This is a genomic window from Congregibacter sp., assembly GCF_965662665.1.
Taxonomy (GTDB): domain Bacteria; phylum Pseudomonadota; class Gammaproteobacteria; order Pseudomonadales; family Halieaceae; genus Congregibacter.
Genome location: NZ_CBFIIF010000011.1, coordinates 20,991 through 38,858, shown reverse-complemented (window position 1 = coordinate 38,858; position 17,868 = coordinate 20,991). Strand labels below are relative to the sequence as shown.

The window sequence follows — 17,868 nt, the reverse complement described above, 5'->3', positions numbered from 1 at the left end:
AAGTTCTTGTTTTATATAAAAAATTTGAATTTACACTTTTGCTGGTCACCCTGGGAGACCACTAGATATAGTGTATCCGCTTTGCAGGAATAACACTATGCCCGATGAGCAATCGACTCAATCGCTTTGCTTAATGGCCCGTAATTCGATACTAATTGTCGTATCAGGACCACCGGCGACTACTGACTCCGAGCTGCCTGAGAACGACGCGTTTGCGAGCCCCGGCTGACCGTTCACCGAAACCTGCGCAGACACGACCACCTCTCCGGCCTCGCTGAGCAGTTGCCCGGCCATGGAGTCGCCATCACTCAAGCGCAGCTCGGTGGGGAGCTGTGCGGCCTGGAACCGGCGCACCGCTATGGGCATGCCGCCCTGCGCGCCGGCCCGTCGCGCGAAGACAAAAACTGTCGACTGTGGATCTACCGCTGCATTGGGCGCCAAAGCCAGCGCCACCGATATGCCCGGAGCATTGATATCTTCGACTGCGGTGTCTTCACTGTCAGGGGTCAGTCCACCCCGAGTCTGCGCAATGCCTATCACCTGTGACAGCATTTCGTATTCGGGAGTGCCGCGTGCCTCTTGGGCCTGCAAACGGCTCCAATAGTTTATTGCCGCCCCATAGGCACCGGACTCAAAGGACGCCATCCCCAGTAAGCCCAGAGCCGTGGGCTGCTCCGGATCTACCGCGAGCGCGCGCTCCGCGAGGAGCTGGGCATCACTGTCGAGCTGACGATTCGCCGCCAAAAAGCGTGCCTGTGCGGCCATAGCCAGGGCCTGAGGATCCTCCGGTGCCTTCTCAGCCAATCGACCAAAGCTATCCTGCGCCGCCGCAAAGTCTTCGCTTGCCATATACAGCTGGCCCAGCAATCCCAGGTATTGGAGATTGCCTTCCTTAACGCGACTGCGCTCGGCGATCCGATTCAGCAAGGCTTCTCGCGTAGCGTCGCTGTCCTGTGGCGTCAGCTCTGCAAGCTCTTCGTAGATCAGCACATCCTCCAGGGAACCCGTTTGCTGATAAATCACCGCGGCCGCCAGCAGCACCGCAAGCAGCAAAACCGCAGAGAGACCTCTGCCACCGGTTGCTCTAAGCTGAGCTTGGGCACCCGAAGAGTCGGCATCTTCCAGAAGGCGCAGGCGGGCATCATCGAGGAGTTTTTCGTCCTCTCCTTCGAGCTCTGCGGCCCGCTGCGCATACCACCCCAGGTTGGGGTCGCTTGCATCAGCAGATCGGGCCGTAGCCGGTTTTTTCGCCAACAGGAGACCCGCGGCGATAACGCACAGCACTCCGGCACCTAACAAAAAACCCATCATGTGTGGTCCGTCTCGTTGCTCATCATCTGCTCGAGACGTTGCTGTTCTTCTTCGGTGAGCGGAGAATCTTCAGTCTTCGACGCGCCGCGTCCGCGGCGAAGAAGCACAAGCAACAGCACAAATCCCGCGACCAGCATCAGGGCCGGGGCCAACCACAGCCACAGCGCTGCACCCCTAGTATCCGGTCGATAGCGCACAAACTCGCCGTAGCGCGACACCATATCGTCAAGAATGGCTTCGTCGCTCGCCCCCTCTTCCAGTTGCGCGTAGAGCAGCGCGCGTAAATCCTGAGAAATAGGCGCATTGGAGTCGGCGATGTTTTGATTCTGACACTTGGGGCATCGCAACTCCTGACTCAAGACGTGGTAGCGCTGCTCCAGCTGCGGATTTGAAAACTCGTAAGTCTCTATCACGGCCAGCGCAGGCGCTACCCATGCAACACCTACCAGTACCACCACGGCAAAAAACCGCATCGATAACATCTCAAAAAACATCAGGAGTCGCCTGGCGTTGCGAGCGCGTCGTATATTGCTTTTAAGCGCCCAGTCCAAACTCGCTCATCAATGACGCCAACGTGGCGATAACGAATCACTCCGTTTGCATCGACGAAATAGGTCTCTGGAGCCCCGTAGACGCCGAGGTCCAGACCGAAAGTACCTTGAGCGTCAACAATGCTCTCTTGATAAGGATCGCCCAATTGTTCGAGCCAAGCTCGGGCAGCGTCAGAGTCATCCTTGTAATTAACGCCGTAGATGCGCACCCCCGCATCCGCAAGTCGCTGCAGGTATGGGTGCTCCACACGGCAAGAGATACACCAGGTCGCCCATACATTCAGGAGCGTCGGCTCCCCGAGCAAATTTGCCTCACTCAGGGTTTCTTGAGAGCGCAGCGCCGGCAAACTGAATGCGGGCAATGGCTTATCTATAAGCGCCGAAGGTAAGGCCTGAGGGTCCAGCGACAAACCACGAAACAGCAACACCGCCAAGAGCACAAAAAGTCCTAAAGGCACGAACAGCTTAAGCCTGGACGACATTCGCTGCCTCCGCGCGGACACTGCTCTGACTATGCTGACGACGATAGCGACGATCAGTCACCGTGAGCAGTCCCCCTGCCCCCATAAATATTGCCCCTAGCCACATCCAACGAACCATCGGTTTGTAGTGCAAACGAATGGCCCAAGCGCCGTCAGTACCCACGGGTTCACCCATGGCCACATAGAGGTCGCGAAACAGGCCTCCATCAATCGCCGCCTCCGTCATGACAGAACCCGACGCAAGATAGCGGCGCTTTTCTGCCAGCATGGTGCTCACCAAGTCATCGCCTTGGTAGACATTAAAACGTGCGCCGTCGGCAACATAGTTAGCACCGCGCAGTCTCACTGTTTCAATAAACTCAAAGCGATAACCCGCCAGCGTTTCACCCTCGCCGGGAGCCATGCGTAGATCTCGCTCGATACTGTATTGCGATGTTGCAATCACGCCAATGATGGCCATGGCAAAGCCACAGTGCGCCAGCACCATGCCCCAGTAACTCGGTGACTGCCGCCTAAAGCTGCGTAGCAGACTGGGGCTGTTTCGCGTCCGCTCGCGAAAGTCCTGAACGAGGCCGGCGACCAGCCACCCGGCCAGCACCACCGCCAGAGCCACCCACACGTTATAAGCCTGGTCGCTCAGCAGCGGAAAACTCACTCCGCAAGCAAGCACGACCAATGCAGGAATCATCATCCGGCTGCGCCATCGGTAGACGCTGTCGTCGCGCCATTTAGATATGGGACCCACACCCATGAACGGCACAAGACAGGCCATGAGCGGAACGAACACGGCATTAAAGTAAGGCGCACCCACAGAGTATTTACCCTGCCCCAGAGCATCCATTAGTAGCGGGAACAAAGTGCCGAACAACACCGTAAGCGTGGCGACCAAAAACACCACGTTGTTTACCAGTAATAGAGACTCCCGAGACACGCTGCCAAAACCTATGCGGCTGCGCACGGATGGTGCGCGCAAGGCATACAGCGTGAGTGAACCCCCCACCACCAAAGCCAGAAACACCAGAATAAACAGTCCACGCTCCGGGTCTGCAGCAAACGCATGCACCGACGTCAGCACGCCTGAACGCACCAGAAAGGTTCCCAAAAGGCTCAGGGAAAAGGCAAAGATCGCCAGCAGCACAGTCCAGCTTTTAAACAGGCCGCGCTTCTCCGTTGCCGCCAAGGAATGGATCAAGGCCGTGCCCGCAAGCCAGGGCATAAACGAGGCATTCTCTACAGGGTCCCAGAACCACCAACCGCCCCAACCAAGCTCGTAGTAAGCCCACCAGCTTCCCAGCATGATGCCCAGACTCAAAAACGCCCAGGCCACGTTAGTCCAGGGCCGCGACCAGCGAGCCCAGGCGGCATCCAAACGCCCGCCCATTAACGCGGCCACTGCAAAGGCGAAAGCCACGCTGAAACCTACGTAACCCATGTACAGCAATGGAGGGTGAATAATTAGCCCAAAGTCCTGCAAAAGCGGGTTCAGGTCATTGCCATCTGCAGGCACCCCTGGCAGCAGGCGCTCAAAGGGATTGGATGTAAACAGGGAGAAGGACATAAAGCCCACACCCACAAAACCCATCACGGCCAACACGCGGGCCAGCATAACGGTTGGGAGTCCGCGGCTAAATATTGCGACCGCTGCAAGCCAAAAACTGAGTATGAGCACCCATAAAAGCAGCGAGCCCTCATGATTACCCCAAACGGCTGAAAACTTATAAATCGGCGGCAGCAAACTGTTGCTATTAGCTGCGACGACCTTCACTGAAAAATCATCCTGTAGAAACGCGATCGCTAAACAGGCAAAGCTGATTAGGCAGAACACCGTGACCGCCGTTGCGAGTGTCGGCGCGAGACGCATCGCAGCGTAGTTGCCTCGCCAGCTCCCCCAAAGGGGAACCACGGTCAGGGCCACTGCCATGAGCAGCGCTATGACCAGAGCAAAGTGACCGAGCTCTGGAATCACTGGCTGACTCCAGCGGTGGCACTGTTCTTCAGTGCCTCGGCAACTTCGGGCGGCATGTAGTTTTCATCGTGCTTTGCCAGCACTTCATCTGCACGGAGCACGCCGTCAGCACCCAGTCTCCCGGATGCCACCACGCCTTCTCCCTCGGCAAACAGATCAGGGAGTATGCCTTCGTAAACGATCTCCACCGTGGCCTGATAATCCGTCACGGCAAAGCGCATCTCCAGAGTGGTATCGGATCGTTGCACACTGCCGTCAACCACCATCCCTCCAACTCGGATAGGCGTATCCACCGGCGCCTTCCCTGCGGCCACCTCGACCGGCGGATAGAACAGATTGATATTGCCACGCAAGGCGTAAGTCGCGAGACCAATAGCTAAGGAAGAAAAGAGCACAATACTCAGAACCACCCAGAGACGTTGCTTGCGGACAGGATGCATTAGATTAGGACAACTCCACGTTAGAACTAGCTTCGGATTGCTGACTACGTCGATACTCGCCACGGAGCTCTCGAAGTAGACGACGTTTGCGGATTAATGGTGACGCGACAAGCACTGCAATCACGGTCAGGGTGAGACCGTAAGCGGCCCACACATAGGGCCCATGACCATCCATAGCCAACGCCGCTGCCAGACTCTCGAAGTACATCAAGCACCCTCCCCGACTAAACGCCGAACCCAGCCTGTACGATGCTCCCGACGCAGAATTTCGACGCGCATATTGGCCAGCAACACGCAAGTGAATAACAAATAGAACGACACGATGCACAGCAACAAGGGATAAAGCATGCTCGGATCGATAGAGCTTTCTCCGGTAAACTTAATCGACGCGGGCTGGTGCAGGCTGTACCACCAATCTACCGACTTGTAGATGATGGGAATGTTAACGGTGCCCACCAACGCCAAAATTGCACAGGCTCGCGCCGCAGCCGCTTTGTTGTCGTAGGCCTCGTAGAGAGCCATGACCCCCAGGTACAAAAACAACAGGATGAGCATGGATGTAATGCGGGCATCCCATACCCACCAGGTCCCCCAGGTCGGTTTGCCCCAGATAGAACCGGTCACCAGTGCTACAAACGTCAGCGCGGCTCCTATGGGGGCCGCGGCCAACATAGCGACATCCGCCATCTTCATTTTCCAGATCAGGCTCACCGCACCCGCTATCGCCATCACGTAGTAACCCGCTAGCGCGACTACCGCTGCTGGCACGTGAATATAGATGATGCGATAGCTGTTGCCCTGCCGAAAATCCGGCGCCGTGTACAGCAAACCCCAGGTGACACCGACGCTCAAAGCAATGAGGGCGATAGGCAGTAGCCACCGCAATATCGTACCTGCAATACCGTAGAGCCAGGGGGGAGAACCCAGCTTATGAAAGAACGTCCACATCGCGAAATTATACTCGGGTCAAATAGTGGGAGCAAAACAAACGGCAGTACCCGTCAGTGCCCTGCGCCCTTGCAAGATCATGCATCCGCTGAAATTCTCAACGCCGCAGCAATGGCCACCGGTCCCAGTGCCAGCGCCAGGGAAAACATCGCTCCGAGTACCGCAAGGTAAGGTCCATAGGACAAGCCATCCACGGCCGCTCGCACAGCGCCACTGCCAAAGATCAACACCGGCATGTAAAACGGCGTCACCAAAAACGCGATCAACATGCCGCCTCGTCGCAATCCAACCGTGAGCGCCGCGCCAATGGCGCCCAACACGCTCATGACACCGGACCCTAGCGCTAAAGATGCCATCAGCACGGTGATTCCCGCTGCGGGTAAACCCAACATGAGAGCAAAAAGCGGCGATAAGATCGCGAGTATCACGCCGCTCAGAAGCCACTGCACAAGTAAGTGCGGCATCACGAGGAAGTACAGCGGCTGCTCCGCAATCAAGAGCTGATCCAGGGAGCCGTCGTCGTAATCACTTTGGAACAGCGTTTCCGCGCCCAGCATGTTCGCCAGCAGCGCAACGATCCAAAGAATACCGCCCGCAAACAGGGACAATGTATCGGGGGCAGGCCCCAGGCCCAGAGGAAAGAGCACAACCACTATGGCAAAAAATAGCGCCGGATTAAGAAGTTGTACCGGACGTCGCAACGCCAATGTCAGCTGGCGTCGCAGCAGAGCAATGTACACGCCGCTCGAGGGCTCAGTGCTCACGGAACAACCCCGCCAGCAATTTCCAGCACCAGAGCCGGCACTGCGTCATCAAGCATCTGATGCGAACTCAGAAGCACTGCACCACCTTGCGAGGCGTGTTCGACGAATCGTCGCTGCAAGCGCAGTACGCCCTCGGCGTCGATCGCTGTAAAAGGCTCGTCGAGTAACCACACAGGCTTTTGGCTCAGGTACAAGCGCGCCAAGTCAACGCGACGCTGTTGACCCGCAGACAGCTGTGCGGCAGGGACGTCTTCATAGCCATAAAGCCCGACTTCGGCGAGCGCCGCATCAATCGCCGCGTCCTCGTCAAAGCGCTCCCCCGAAGGGTGCCAATGCAGGTTCTCTCGCGGTGACAACATCCTCTTTACGGCACTTTGATGCCCGAGGAAAAGACAGGGCGTCCTGCGTTCTACGTGACCTTCGAATCCATAGCGGGACAAACCCGCCAGCATGCGCAGCAATGTCGTCTTACCGGCACCGTTCTCTCCACGGAGATGCACGATGTCGCCGGCAGACAAGCTGAAGGACAAACCCGCAAACAGCTGTCTTCCGCCCCGCTCTATTCCCAGCTCCATCGCGTCGAGCATCGAAGACGTGGTCATGCGCTAGAGGTTCACCGCATTGATGCGAGGGAGCGCCGGCTCTGCGTCTCCAGCGGCGGGAGGCTCAGCCGCGTTGAGACTTAAGAAGTCAAAGAGATCCCGATCCGCCAGCTGCGATGGCGAGACATTGGAAATCGCTTTAAAGATTGTTTCCGTGCGCCCGGGATACTGCCGATCCCAGTCTACTAACATTTTCTTTATGGCCTGGCGCTGCAAATTGTCCTGAGATCCGCACAGATTGCAGGGAATGATAGGAAACTCCATTTCCTGCGCGTAGCGCTCGAGGTCTGCTTCCTTGCAGTACGCCATAGGCCGGATAACCACATTCTTGCCATCATCAGACAACAGCTTTGGTGGCATTGCCTTGAGGCTCCCGCCAAAAAACATATTGAGGAACAGCGTTTCGACAATATCGTCGCGATGATGTCCCAGCGCTATACGCGTGGCACCGATCTCTTCGGCAAAGCCATAGAGCGTTCCCCGTCTTAGTCGCGAGCACAAACCGCAGGTCGTCTTACCCTCAGGAATGACGGATTTCACCACGCTGTAGGTGTCTTTTTCGAGGATGTGGTACTCGATATTTTGCTTATCAAGATACGCAGGAAGAATCTCCGGCGGATAACCCGGTTGCTTCTGGTCCATATGAACCGCAATGAGTTCGAATCGTACCGGCGCGCTGCGCTGCAGGTTTTGCAGAATATCCAGCATGCCATAGGAATCTTTACCTCCCGACAGGCACACCATAATGCGCTCACCGTCGCGGATCATATCGAAATCCACGATGGCCTGGCCCACCTGACGTCGAAGACGCTTGTGTAACTTGTTGAACTCAGTTTTTGAGCGTCGCGGATCGCGGTTCATCGCGATAAAAGCCCTGTATTAAACACGCGCGCATGGTACTCGTCAGGCATTAGGGAGGTCCAGCGCCGCTTCTGCGCAGAACTTGTCTTTTTGGAGCGTAATGCCGACAATGCGCGGCGTTGTTTTTACCCCCAAGTCCCGACATCAGAGGTTTCCCATGAAAGCACCTGTTCGCGTCACAGTCACCGGCGCCGCCGGCCAAATTGGCTACGCACTCCTTTTCCGCATTGCGTCTGGCGCTATGCTCGGTGACGATCAACCGGTCATCCTGCATCTCTTGGACATCACGCCGGCCATGGACGCGCTGGAAGGCGTCCGCATGGAACTCGACGATTGCGCCTTTCCGCTGCTGGCTGGCATTGTCTGCACCGATGACCCCAATGTAGGCTTCAAGGATGCTGATTACGCTCTCCTGGTAGGCGCCCGCCCCCGGGGCCCGGGCATGGAACGCAAGGACCTGCTGGAAGCCAACGCCGCGATTTTTTCTGTCCAGGGTAAAGCGATTAACGACCATGCCAGCCGCGACATCCGCGTACTGGTAGTCGGCAACCCCGCCAACACCAACGCCCTCATTACCCAGCGAAACGCCCCGGACATTGATCCACGCAACTTCACCGCGATGATGCGACTGGACCACAACCGCGCAAAGACTCAAATCGCACAAAAGCTTGCCGCACCGGTCACCGCCGTCAGCAACATGACCGTTTGGGGAAATCATTCAGCCACCCAGTACCCTGATCTGCACCACTGCTCAGTGAGTGGCAGCGTAGCGGTCGACGCGGTAGAGCAGCAATGGTACGAAGATGACTTTATCCCGACGGTGCAACAACGCGGAGCCGCCATCATCAAAGCGCGGGGTGCGTCTTCGGCAGCATCCGCCGCAAACGCGGCTATCGATCACATGCGCGATTGGGCACTGGGTACCCCAGAAGGTGATTGGGTTTCCATGGGAGTTTACTCTGACGGGTCCTACGGGATTGCAGAGGGCTTGATCTATTCGTTCCCCTGCCGCTGTAGCGGTGGCGACTGGAGCATCGTTCAAGGCCTGGAGGTCAATGACTTCAGCCGCGGACGCATGCAGGCCACAGAGCAAGAGCTCACAGAAGAACGTGATGCCGTTGCGGACCTTCTGCCCTAGACCCTGTCTGGCTAGTCAATGAACCAAGTCGCTGATCAGCGGGCGTATCACCACGGAAACCTGCGTGCGGAGTTGCTCGAGGAAGCTATTGAGCAGCTTCAGCATACGCCTGCGGAGCAGTTAAGCCTGCGGGCCGTAGCTCGGGCACTGGGTGTTTCTCAGACTGCGCCTTACCGGCATTTCAACGGCAAGGAAGCGCTACTCGCGGCCATCGCTACTCGCGGCTATCGGGAGCTTCTGGCGTTGCTCGCTGCCGCGCGAGATGCCGGTGGTGATAACGCTGCTCAGCAGCTCAGACTGGTGGCGCGCACTTACGTCGACTTCGCAGAAACCCAGGAGCAGATATTCAAGCTGATGTTCGGGCCTCTGGTGCAACCCAGTGCGGATTATCCCGAGCTGCGAGGCGTGAGCCGCGAAACGCTGCTACTCGTGCAGTCTATCTTGCAGCACGGTATGCAGAACGGCGAGTTTGAGGAGCAGGATGTGATCTATCTTGCCAACGCTTCCTGGGCAGGCATCCATGGCGTAGCAACCTTGCGAGTCGACACCCCCGGGCTCTACAGCAAACACATCGACCTGCTAAGGCAAATCGATGTTGCGGTGAATGCGTTTATCAACGGTATTAAACGCCGGGATAGCTAAACCCAGCGTTGTCCTGGGAACCCCAAAGCCTCTGTCAGGCGTCTCGCAAGACTTCTGCGGGAGCAACAGACACAACTCTGCGGCAGTTCCACAGTCCCAAGCCACCGATAAGAGCCGCGGCAGCAAGCAGTGTAGGTAGCCACAGAGACGGCGTCGGGATATACGGCAGCTCCAACACAAATCGCTGCAACGCCCAAAATGCACCCTCGGCCGCCACGATGGCCAATACACCCGCCATTACGCCCAAGGTTAGAAACTCGATCGCCACACCGCCAAGGATATGGCTGCGACCCGCGCCCAAAGCTCGCAACAGCGCGCTCTCCCGCAAACGTGAATCTGCGGTCGCCTGCACTCCGGCAATGAGCACCAGCACACCCGCCAGGAGCACCAGTCCCAGCACCAACTCAATCGCAGCCGAGACCTGACTCAAGGTGCTACGCAACTGCGCCATGATCGCGTCAATTTCCAGCACCGTCGCGGTGGGATGTTGTCGCAGTAAGTCGTTAAGCAGGGGCTTTTGCTCGGGCGGCAAATAAAAGCTCGTCATATAGGTCACCGGGTAGTTTTCGAGAAGCCCGGGAGGGAACACCATAAAAAAGTTGGGTTTAAAAGACTCCCAATCGAGAGTCCGCAAACTGGTGACTGTGACCGTCAGTTCCGCTGCGCCGATACGCAGATCAATCTCATCACCCAGCTCCATGCCGTAACGCTCAGCAAACTCAGCCTCCAAAGATACCGCCGCGGTGTCTCCAGGCTGCCACCAGCTGCCCTCAATGACTTCATTGCCATCGGGTAGATTCGCTGACCAGGTGAAGTTAACTTCTCGCTGCGAAGGCGCGTCCTCCTCTTCGGGCTCGATAGGCAGAGGCTCCCCTGCTACCGCCATCAAACGGCCTCTAAGCATGGGATAGAGTTTTTCCCGTCGCACCTGACGATCATCAAGAAGGGTACTTACCGAGCCCAACTCATCCGGCGCCAGATTCAGGAGAAAGTGGTTTGGCGCGCCCTCAGGTAACTGCTGCTGCCAGCCCTCGAGCAAGGAGGTGCGCATAAGCCCCAGTAAAAGCAGCAGCATAATTGCTACGGCAAACACCACGAGCTGGAGTGCATTTCCTAAGCCGTGTCGTTGCAAGCTTGCCAAAGCCAGACGCCAAACACTGCCCGCCTGCATGCCCAAGACACGACCGCCACGCAACAAGAACAACGCCAGTAATCCACCAACAATGATCACCGCCAGCAGCCCGCCGAGCACGATGAGCGTCAGCTGCAGATCGGCGCTGTACCACCACATTAGCCCCAGCACCGCTAACAAACCCAAAAGGTAGTCCCGGGGTTCGCGCGTGTCGTGCAAAGGCATGTCGCTGCGCAGTACGCGCAGCGGGCTAATCGCTGTGAGTCTTCCCAGAGAGGGCCAGGCAAACACCGTGACACACACCAGCGCCGTGACCGCGCCAATAAAATAGGGTCGGGGCTGGATTAGTGACGGCACTACCGTCAACTGGTCCGCAAATGATTGTAAAGCGGCCACCTGCAGCACCCAGGCCAGCAACCAACCCAGAATTAGTGAGATCAGCCAGCTCACCGCAAGCGTTGCCGCGTAGAGGCGTTTTACCCGACTCGAGTCTGCGCCCAGACTTTTGAGGAGCGCGACGTAGTTTTGATGACGCTCGGCATAGCGACGAGCGGCAAGCCCCACAGCCACACTTGCCAGAATGACAGCCAGGCTCCCCGCAAGGAGCAAAAAACGCTCGGCGCGCGCCAGCGCCCTACCCACGGCTGGCTGCGACGTCTCTACATTCTGCAGACGCTGTCCAGGCTCCACCGTTTCTTCTAACCACAGCCCGAAGGCTTCAGCGGATTCAGGGTCACCGGCGTAAAGATGTCGATAGCTAACACGGCTGCCGGGCTGCACGACTTGCGTGGCGGGGATATCTTCGCTGTTAAGCATGATCCGAGGACCCACGCCCAGGAAGCCACCCGCACGATCCGGCTCACCGCGAATCGCCGCAGCGACTACGAACTCGGCTTCACCAATGCCCACAACATCACCAATCGACAGATCAAGAAGTGCAAACAGTCTCGGCTCAAGCCATACAGAACCCCGGGGAGGCGCGCCACGATGCTCCCGAAGCTCACCGTAGGGCGTGTCACTGAGCCTCAGCAAACCACGCAGGGGGTAGGCGTTACTCACAGCCTTTACCGAGGCAAGCACCATTGCGTCATCTTCGGCGTAGAGCATGGACGTGAAATTGAGCGTCTGCGCTGTCTCTATACCCCGTAATTCGGCTTCCTCCAGCCACTCTGCGGGCAATGGCCGCGCGTCCCGGACTACAAGGTCCGCCGCCAGGAAGCTATGGCTCTCCTGTCGTAGCGCAGACTTAAGCGCCGCAGCAAAGCCGCTGATACCCGAAATCATGGTCACCGCAAGCACCAAGGCGCCCAGTAACACGCCGAGTTCGCCTCCGCGCCAATCGCGGACGAGCATACGCAGAAGCAGTGTCATCTCAGGCAGTCTCGGTATCGATTTCGATAAGTTCGCCGCTATCCATTTGCAGCTGACGGGCACAGCGCTTGGCTAGTTGAAGGTCGTGCGTCACCAGCACCAGAGTCGTCCCCTCCTCCCGGTTTAGACCGAACAGCAAATCGGTGATTCGTTCGCCTGTGGTGCGATCAAGATTGCCCGTAGGCTCATCCGCAAACAGAATTCGGGGAGAACCCGCGAACGCCCGGGCGATAGCAACGCGTTGTTGTTCACCTCCAGACAGCTGGCGGGGATAGTGATCCCGGCGATCAGCTAAACCCACACGCTCGAGATACTCCGCCGCGCGTACACTGGCGCTGGCATCTCCCTTGAGCTCTAGAGGCAGCATCACGTTTTCAAGCGCCGTTAATGCAGGCAGCAACTGAAAGGACTGAAACACAAAGCCCACATCACGACCACGCAAAGCTGCTCGCCCATCCTCACTCAGCGCCTGTAAGTCGGTTCCATCAATCAGCACGTGGCCGTCCGAGGCCGTATCCAAGCCTGCAAGCAATCCCAGAAGTGTTGATTTACCCGAACCTGAAGCGCCTATGATGGCCACACTCTCCCCCGACTTGATTTCGAGGTTAATCCCTTTCAGTATCGCAAGCTCTCCCTCTGCCATGGGTACTCGCTTGCCGAGATTTTCTGCAGTAATCATTTGTGCTCCTTTGTTGCACGCTTTACGCGTGGGGATGCTCCTTGGATTGGCTCTGGCACTTTTGAGCGGACCAACAAGCGCGGCAGACGAGCCTCCGGTGGCACCGAAAGTCCTTGTGCTGGGCGATAGTATCAGTGCGGCCTACGGCATGTCCCTCGAACAGGGTTGGGCTGCCCTTCTGGAGCGACAGTTACAGGAACGCTGGCTCAACAGCCGCATAATCAATGCCAGCATCAGTGGCGACACCTCCGCTGGAGGCTTGCGACGCCTGCCTACGCTGCTGGAGGAGCACGCTCCGGATCTGCTCGTCATAGAACTCGGCGGTAACGATGGCCTCCGTGGATATCCCACCAGCAAACTGGAGAGCAACCTGACACAGATGGCAGAGCTCGCGGTGCAGAACGGCGCCGAGGTGCTGATTTTGCCCATGGAAATTCCACCCAATTATGGCCCTCGATATACACGCTCCTTCAGAGAAAGCTTTCAGCGGGCGGCACAAACGACTAACTCAACCCTGGGGCCATTTTTGCTCGATGGCATAGCGACAAAGCCCGAACTCATGCAACAAGACGGCATTCACCCCACGGTAGAAGCACAGCCTCTCATCACAGAGATACTTCGTCCGGTGATTGAGTCGCTCCTGTCCGAGCGCACTGTCTCATGAGCCAGCGCGAGCAGACTGAACTACAGGCCAAGCTCTACAAGATCATTTTTGGCACGGACACGCCTGCAGGTAAGTGGTTCGACCTCGCGCTGATCTTCGCCATTCTGATCAGCGTGGGAGTCATCGTTGCAGACTCCCTGGCCGACGTTCATCGCAGCTACGGAGATTTGCTGCAGAAAATTGAATGGGGATTCACCGCCCTGTTTACCATTGAGTATCTTGTGCGCATCTGGATTGCCAGAAACCGTCGTGCGTATCTCCTTAGTGTTTACGGCATCATCGATCTATTGGCGATTCTTCCCAGTTACCTGGCCATACTGATACCGCAAACAGCGCCTCTGCTGATCATCCGCTTGCTGCGTGTGCTCCGGGTGTTCAGAGTTCTACGTCTGGTGGGCTATCTTCATGAGGCCAATCAGATTGCGGGGGTAATGCGAAACTCCTGGCGACAAATCTTCGTGTTTTTTTCCATCGTCATCACAATCATCATCGTCTTTGGCTGCCTGATTTACGTACTCGAAGGGCCCAATAACGGCTTTGACAACATTCCTGTCAGTGTCTACTGGGCCATCGTCACGGTTACGACCGTGGGCTACGGTGATGTGGTGCCCGTGACCGCGGCCGGGCGAGCTATATCAGGGTTAGCCATGCTGGTGGGTTATGCGATCATCGCCGTACCAACCGGTATCTTTACGGCCAATATCATCGAAAAACGACAAACTAAACGCACGCCGCTAAATTGTCCGCAGTGCGCCCGCGCCGGTCACGAAGAAGATGCCCGGTATTGCCGCCACTGCGGCAGCTCTCTGAGCACGAGTGATGAAGACTAAAGATCTATCTACTGAACAACACTCATTCGACCACTCGATCGATAATGTAACTCCCCAGTAAACGAAACTCTGTTTGCCGCGGCGTTTTCTTTCGCCACATGAGTCCGATGTCGCGTTTCACCTGCGGATCGGCGAAGGGGGTCACAACAACGTCTGGTGTGGCCAACGCTCCCGCCGTCACGGCCATACCGGGAACAAGAGTTACGCCAATACCACTGGCCACCATCTGCACCACGGTGGTCAAACTGGTTGCCTGATAAGGCACTTTGTACTCACTCCCTCGAAGCTTGCAGGCCTCCAGTGCGTGGTCCCTCAGGCAGTGTCCGTCCTCGAGCAAAAGAAGTTCCTGCCCCTGGAGGCTTCCGGTATCAAGATCAGTCTGTGCCGCCAAGGGGTGATCCAAGGGCGAGGCCAGGTAGAAGGGGTCGTCAAAGAGATGCATGGTTTCCACGCCTTCCGCCGCGACCGGCAGTGCCAGGAGTAACAGGTCCAACTCACCACGGTGCAGAGCCTCTACCAAAGGCTCGGTTAAGTCCTCACGTATGAACGGCGTGAACTCCGAATAATCGCTACGCAAAGACTTCAGCAAACCTGGAAGCAGGAATGGGGCTATGGTCGGAATCACCCCAAGTCGCAGGCGTCCGCTAAGGGGCTCTGCGGAGGCCTGACAAAGGGCGACAAGATCCTCCACGTCCAACAGCAGCCCTCGAGCGCGCTCTACCACCTCCTCACCCAAGCCCGTGAGTACAAGGCTGCGATTGTTACGCTCCAGCAGAGACGCACCGAGAACTTCCTCCAGCTCCAGAATTCCAGCGCTCAGCGTAGACTGGGATACATGGCAAGCTCTTGCCGCGCGCCCAAAGTGGCCGTGCTCAACGACAGCGCACAGATAGCGGAGTTGTTTGATGGTTGGATGTCTGCTCATGAGCCACGTTTTCCTGTAAGGGCGAAAAGATAGCAGAGTTCGCGGCAAGAATTCGCTGGAATTTAGCGTCTGTGTGCAAACCTCGCTGCACCAATGACGCTATAATCACGGCCATGGATCTCATCGTTTTTGACCTCGACGGCACGCTACTCAACAAGTCGTCCAAAATTTCAGCCTACACTCGGGAAACCCTTCGCAGGCTAAACTCCCGCGGTATCGCTTACACCGTAGCCACCGGCCGCGCCTTGCATGGCGCTGCAGATATTCTGGATGGCCACGGTTTTCTGCTGCCGCAGATCTATAAGAATGGGGTCATGATCTGGGACCCCGATCTCGATACTTACAGTACAAGCCACGTGTTAACTCTTGACGAAATCGGCCACGTAGCCGAGGCCTTCATGGAGAAAGATGTGACACCGTTCTTCTTTACCCTTGAGCCCGGTAACAAGCATGCGGTCTATCACCCCCCGTTGCGCCAGAAAGCCGAGTACAAACTCATCAAAAGCTTTCAAAAAGAGCGGAATTTACCGGTCTTTCCCATTGCAGAACTACCCGCAGATGCCGACATCACTAATATCAGTGCTATCGGCCCTGACACCGCTATCAATGCGGTCGCCGCTATGATTGAGGACGAGGAACAACTCGTTGCCTACATGGGGGTCGCCATAGAAGATCGCAAACTGAACTGGATTGACATCCACCACCACTCCGGGAGCAAGGGCGGCGCTGTGGAGTCCCTTAAACAGGAACTGGGCTTTAGCCGGGTTATTTGCTTTGGGGACAGCGATAACGATCTCAGCATGTTCGAAACCGCCGATGAAGCCTATGCGCCTGAGAATGCTAAAGAAAGCATCAAAGCCGCCGCAACTGCGGTAATCGGCCATCATGACAGTGATGGTATCGCCCGCTTCCTTCGGGAACGATTTGAACTTTAGCGCTTCCGGGACGCCCTTCGGGTAACCATGCGCAAGCATTTTTGTTGTCCCAGTACTGGTAGAATCAACCCAACAGAAAAGTTTTACCCCTAAAGGAGCTTGATGCTATGGCCTTATTGTTTGCAGGCGTCTTGTTGTTCACGGGAACCCACCTGTTCCTGGGTCTCGCCCCCGAAAAGATAGAAGCTGCGAAGGCCGACCTGGGGCAAAACGTCGTCAAAGTATTGGTGACGGTGTTTAGCGTCGCTGGCATAGCACTTATGGTCCTTGGATGGCGCTCCAGCGAGACGTCCTGGCTGTATACAACGCCATCTCCCATTCGAGGCCTGGCGACCGCCCTGATCATCCTGGCAATGTACTTCTTTGTTGTATCCAACCGGCCTTCCAGGATCAAACGCCTCATCCGCCATCCACAGTTAACCGGTGTACTCCTGTGGGCAATAGCGCACCTCTTGCTGAACGGAGACTCACGCTCCGTAGTCCTTTTTGCAGGCATGGGCGTCTGGGCCATACTCGAGATTCTGTTGATCAATCGTCGAGACGGGGCCTGGGAAAAGCCTGCGGCGCCCGGCGTCACGGCTGAACTTATTACCGTCGCAATTGCCGCCGTTTTCGTCGCCTTTCTTGCCTGGGCGCACCCATGGCTGGCCGGGGTACCCGCGATAGCTGGGATTTAACGCGTCCCGTGTCGCGCACGGTATAATTGCTAACCCCGAGTTTCCCCATTACTTCAGGACTTCCTTCATGGCCGTCAAAACGCCGCTAAGTCGCGACAGCAATCCCCTGTCCGAAGAACAGGCATTGCGTGAACATATCAATCGCGCCCTGGCTACCGAACCACCAAGCGGTCTGGAAGAACAACTCATCTACCGGTTCTCCAAGTTCTGGTTTCGGCCTGAACTTCACAACGTTCATCGCCTTCCCGATAAACCCTGTTTGTTCATTGGCAACCACGCTCTGTTTGGTTTGGACGGCTTCGTGATCTTGCCGGTGCTTCTGCAAGAGTACGGGCGCTTTCTGAGGCCCATGGGGGACAAGTTCTTATTCGCTCAACCTCGTGTGGCCAAAACGCTGATCCGGCGTGGGGCCACCATGGGGCATCCCGATGTCGCCCGAGCCCTCATGGCTCATGATCAGGACATATTGGTCTTCCCCGGCGGTGCTCACGAGGCAGTAAAACCCAGCCGGGAGCGCTACCAACTGCAGTGGAAAGAACGCCTTGGTTTTATCCGTCTCGCAGCCGAGTTTGGCTACACGATTGTGCCCTTTGGCCTCGTAGGACCTGACGAATTTTACGAGTACCTTCTGGACAGCGAACAGATTGTGAAGCTTTTGAAACAAACAGGCTTTTGGTCCGACAACATGCGCCCGGATGCCATACCGCCCCTACTCCGCGGCGTTTTTGGAACGCCTATGCCCAGACCTCAGGCTAGCTACCTCAGCTTCGGCGAACCGCTGGAGTTACCCCGCCCCACACAGCGGGCGCCGGGCAAAAAGAAACTGCAGGCCTGGCGCTCCATCGTCGCTGAACGCATCGATAGCGAAATCGCTGATATGCTTTTGCGGCGCGAGCAATCAAGACATGAACTCAGTATTTTTCGCAGGATCGCCAACGTTTAGTAGCTGG

The 17,868-nt window shown here is 56.9% G+C and carries 20 protein-coding genes; 7 read left to right on the top strand and 13 right to left on the bottom strand.

Translation table 11 applies throughout. The features are described from left to right. Positions 1 to 117: 117 nt before the first annotated feature. The 10 genes from ACTG39_RS06700 to ttcA all read right to left on the bottom strand — a co-directional run bounded on the left by ACTG39_RS06700 (position 118) and on the right by ttcA (position 7,925). A complete protein-coding gene (locus tag ACTG39_RS06700) occupies positions 118 to 1,311 on the bottom strand; it encodes a tetratricopeptide repeat protein (RefSeq protein WP_439106763.1) in 1,194 nt (397 codons plus the stop codon). Continuing rightward, positions 1,308 to 1,805 carry a cytochrome c-type biogenesis protein gene (locus ACTG39_RS06695; RefSeq protein WP_439106762.1) on the bottom strand — a complete coding sequence of 166 codons (498 nt, stop codon included), beginning with the start codon at positions 1,803 to 1,805 and terminating at the stop codon, positions 1,308 to 1,310. Before ACTG39_RS06695 ends, ACTG39_RS06700 begins: the two co-directional genes overlap by 4 nt. Continuing rightward, positions 1,805 to 2,344 (bottom strand): DsbE family thiol:disulfide interchange protein, encoded by a 540-nt coding sequence (locus tag ACTG39_RS06690; protein WP_439106761.1) that lies wholly within the window; start codon positions 2,342 to 2,344, stop codon positions 1,805 to 1,807. The genes ACTG39_RS06695 and ACTG39_RS06690 overlap by 1 nt, the downstream gene beginning before the upstream one ends. Further along, positions 2,328 to 4,310, bottom strand: coding sequence for a heme lyase CcmF/NrfE family subunit (locus ACTG39_RS06685; protein ID WP_439106760.1), 1,983 nt, complete (start codon positions 4,308 to 4,310; stop codon positions 2,328 to 2,330). The genes ACTG39_RS06690 and ACTG39_RS06685 overlap by 17 nt, the downstream gene beginning before the upstream one ends. Beyond that, a complete protein-coding gene (ccmE, locus tag ACTG39_RS06680; RefSeq protein WP_439106759.1) occupies positions 4,307 to 4,750 on the bottom strand; it encodes a cytochrome c maturation protein CcmE in 444 nt (147 codons plus the stop codon). Before ccmE ends, ACTG39_RS06685 begins: the two co-directional genes overlap by 4 nt. A 4-nt stretch (positions 4,751 to 4,754) precedes the next feature. Next, positions 4,755 to 4,958, bottom strand: coding sequence for a heme exporter protein CcmD (gene ccmD / locus ACTG39_RS06675; protein WP_439106758.1), 204 nt, complete (start codon positions 4,956 to 4,958; stop codon positions 4,755 to 4,757). Next, a complete protein-coding gene (locus tag ACTG39_RS06670; protein ID WP_439106757.1) occupies positions 4,958 to 5,698 on the bottom strand; it encodes a heme ABC transporter permease in 741 nt (246 codons plus the stop codon). Before ACTG39_RS06670 ends, ccmD begins: the two co-directional genes overlap by 1 nt. Before the next feature lie 77 nt (positions 5,699 to 5,775). Next, positions 5,776 to 6,462, bottom strand: a complete 687-nt coding sequence (ccmB, locus tag ACTG39_RS06665; protein WP_439106756.1) for a heme exporter protein CcmB — start codon at positions 6,460 to 6,462, stop codon at positions 5,776 to 5,778. Then, the gene (gene ccmA, locus ACTG39_RS06660) at positions 6,459 to 7,064 is read right to left on the bottom strand and encodes a cytochrome c biogenesis heme-transporting ATPase CcmA (protein WP_439106755.1); all 606 of its coding nucleotides are present in this window, start codon (positions 7,062 to 7,064) and stop codon (positions 6,459 to 6,461) included. Before ccmA ends, ccmB begins: the two co-directional genes overlap by 4 nt. Before the next feature lie 3 nt (positions 7,065 to 7,067). Further along, entirely contained in the window at positions 7,068 to 7,925 is an 858-nt protein-coding gene (gene ttcA / locus ACTG39_RS06655) for a tRNA 2-thiocytidine(32) synthetase TtcA (protein WP_439106754.1), read from the bottom strand. A 157-nt stretch (positions 7,926 to 8,082) separates the two neighbouring features. Between ttcA and ACTG39_RS06650 the strand changes: the two genes are divergently transcribed. Together ACTG39_RS06650 and ACTG39_RS06645 are read left to right on the top strand one after the other, a co-directional pair. Further along, a complete protein-coding gene (locus ACTG39_RS06650; RefSeq protein WP_439106753.1) occupies positions 8,083 to 9,063 on the top strand; it encodes a malate dehydrogenase in 981 nt (326 codons plus the stop codon). An 18-nt stretch (positions 9,064 to 9,081) separates the two neighbouring features. Beyond that, positions 9,082 to 9,705: a TetR/AcrR family transcriptional regulator gene (locus tag ACTG39_RS06645; RefSeq protein WP_439106752.1), complete on the top strand. Its 624-nt coding sequence runs from the start codon at positions 9,082 to 9,084 to the stop codon at positions 9,703 to 9,705. Positions 9,706 to 9,739: 34 nt separating this feature from the next. Here the strand turns inward: ACTG39_RS06645 and ACTG39_RS06640 are convergent, their stop codons facing one another. Further along, positions 9,740 to 12,208, bottom strand: a complete 2,469-nt coding sequence (locus ACTG39_RS06640) for an ABC transporter permease (RefSeq protein ID WP_439106751.1) — start codon at positions 12,206 to 12,208, stop codon at positions 9,740 to 9,742. Position 12,209: 1 nt separating this feature from the next. Next, positions 12,210 to 12,887, bottom strand: a complete 678-nt coding sequence (locus ACTG39_RS06635) for an ABC transporter ATP-binding protein (RefSeq protein ID WP_439106750.1) — start codon at positions 12,885 to 12,887, stop codon at positions 12,210 to 12,212. Positions 12,888 to 12,897: 10 nt separating this feature from the next. On the opposite strand from ACTG39_RS06635, the gene ACTG39_RS06630 reads away from it, so the two are divergent. Together ACTG39_RS06630 and ACTG39_RS06625 are read left to right on the top strand one after the other, a co-directional pair. Then, entirely contained in the window at positions 12,898 to 13,551 is a 654-nt protein-coding gene (locus tag ACTG39_RS06630) for an arylesterase (protein ID WP_439106749.1), read from the top strand. Beyond that, positions 13,548 to 14,381, top strand: coding sequence for an ion transporter (locus ACTG39_RS06625; protein ID WP_439106748.1), 834 nt, complete (start codon positions 13,548 to 13,550; stop codon positions 14,379 to 14,381). The genes ACTG39_RS06630 and ACTG39_RS06625 overlap by 4 nt, the downstream gene beginning before the upstream one ends. 22 nt (positions 14,382 to 14,403) lie before the next feature. On the opposite strand, the gene ACTG39_RS06620 is transcribed toward ACTG39_RS06625, so the two are convergent. Continuing rightward, entirely contained in the window at positions 14,404 to 15,306 is a 903-nt protein-coding gene (locus ACTG39_RS06620) for a hydrogen peroxide-inducible genes activator (protein ID WP_439106747.1), read from the bottom strand. A 71-nt stretch (positions 15,307 to 15,377) separates the two neighbouring features. On the opposite strand from ACTG39_RS06620, the gene ACTG39_RS06615 reads away from it, so the two are divergent. From ACTG39_RS06615 to ACTG39_RS06605, 3 genes are all read left to right on the top strand, one after another. Beyond that, a complete protein-coding gene (locus tag ACTG39_RS06615; RefSeq protein ID WP_439106746.1) occupies positions 15,378 to 16,241 on the top strand; it encodes an HAD family hydrolase in 864 nt (287 codons plus the stop codon). A gap of 107 nt (positions 16,242 to 16,348) precedes the next feature. Next, on the top strand, positions 16,349 to 16,918 hold the full coding sequence (locus ACTG39_RS06610; protein WP_439106745.1) for an NnrU family protein: 570 nt from the start codon (positions 16,349 to 16,351) through the stop codon (positions 16,916 to 16,918). Between the two features lie 67 nt (positions 16,919 to 16,985). After that, complete coding sequence (locus ACTG39_RS06605) at positions 16,986 to 17,861, top strand: lysophospholipid acyltransferase family protein (RefSeq protein WP_439106744.1); 876 nt, start codon at positions 16,986 to 16,988, stop codon at positions 17,859 to 17,861. Positions 17,862 to 17,868: the final 7 nt, after the last annotated feature.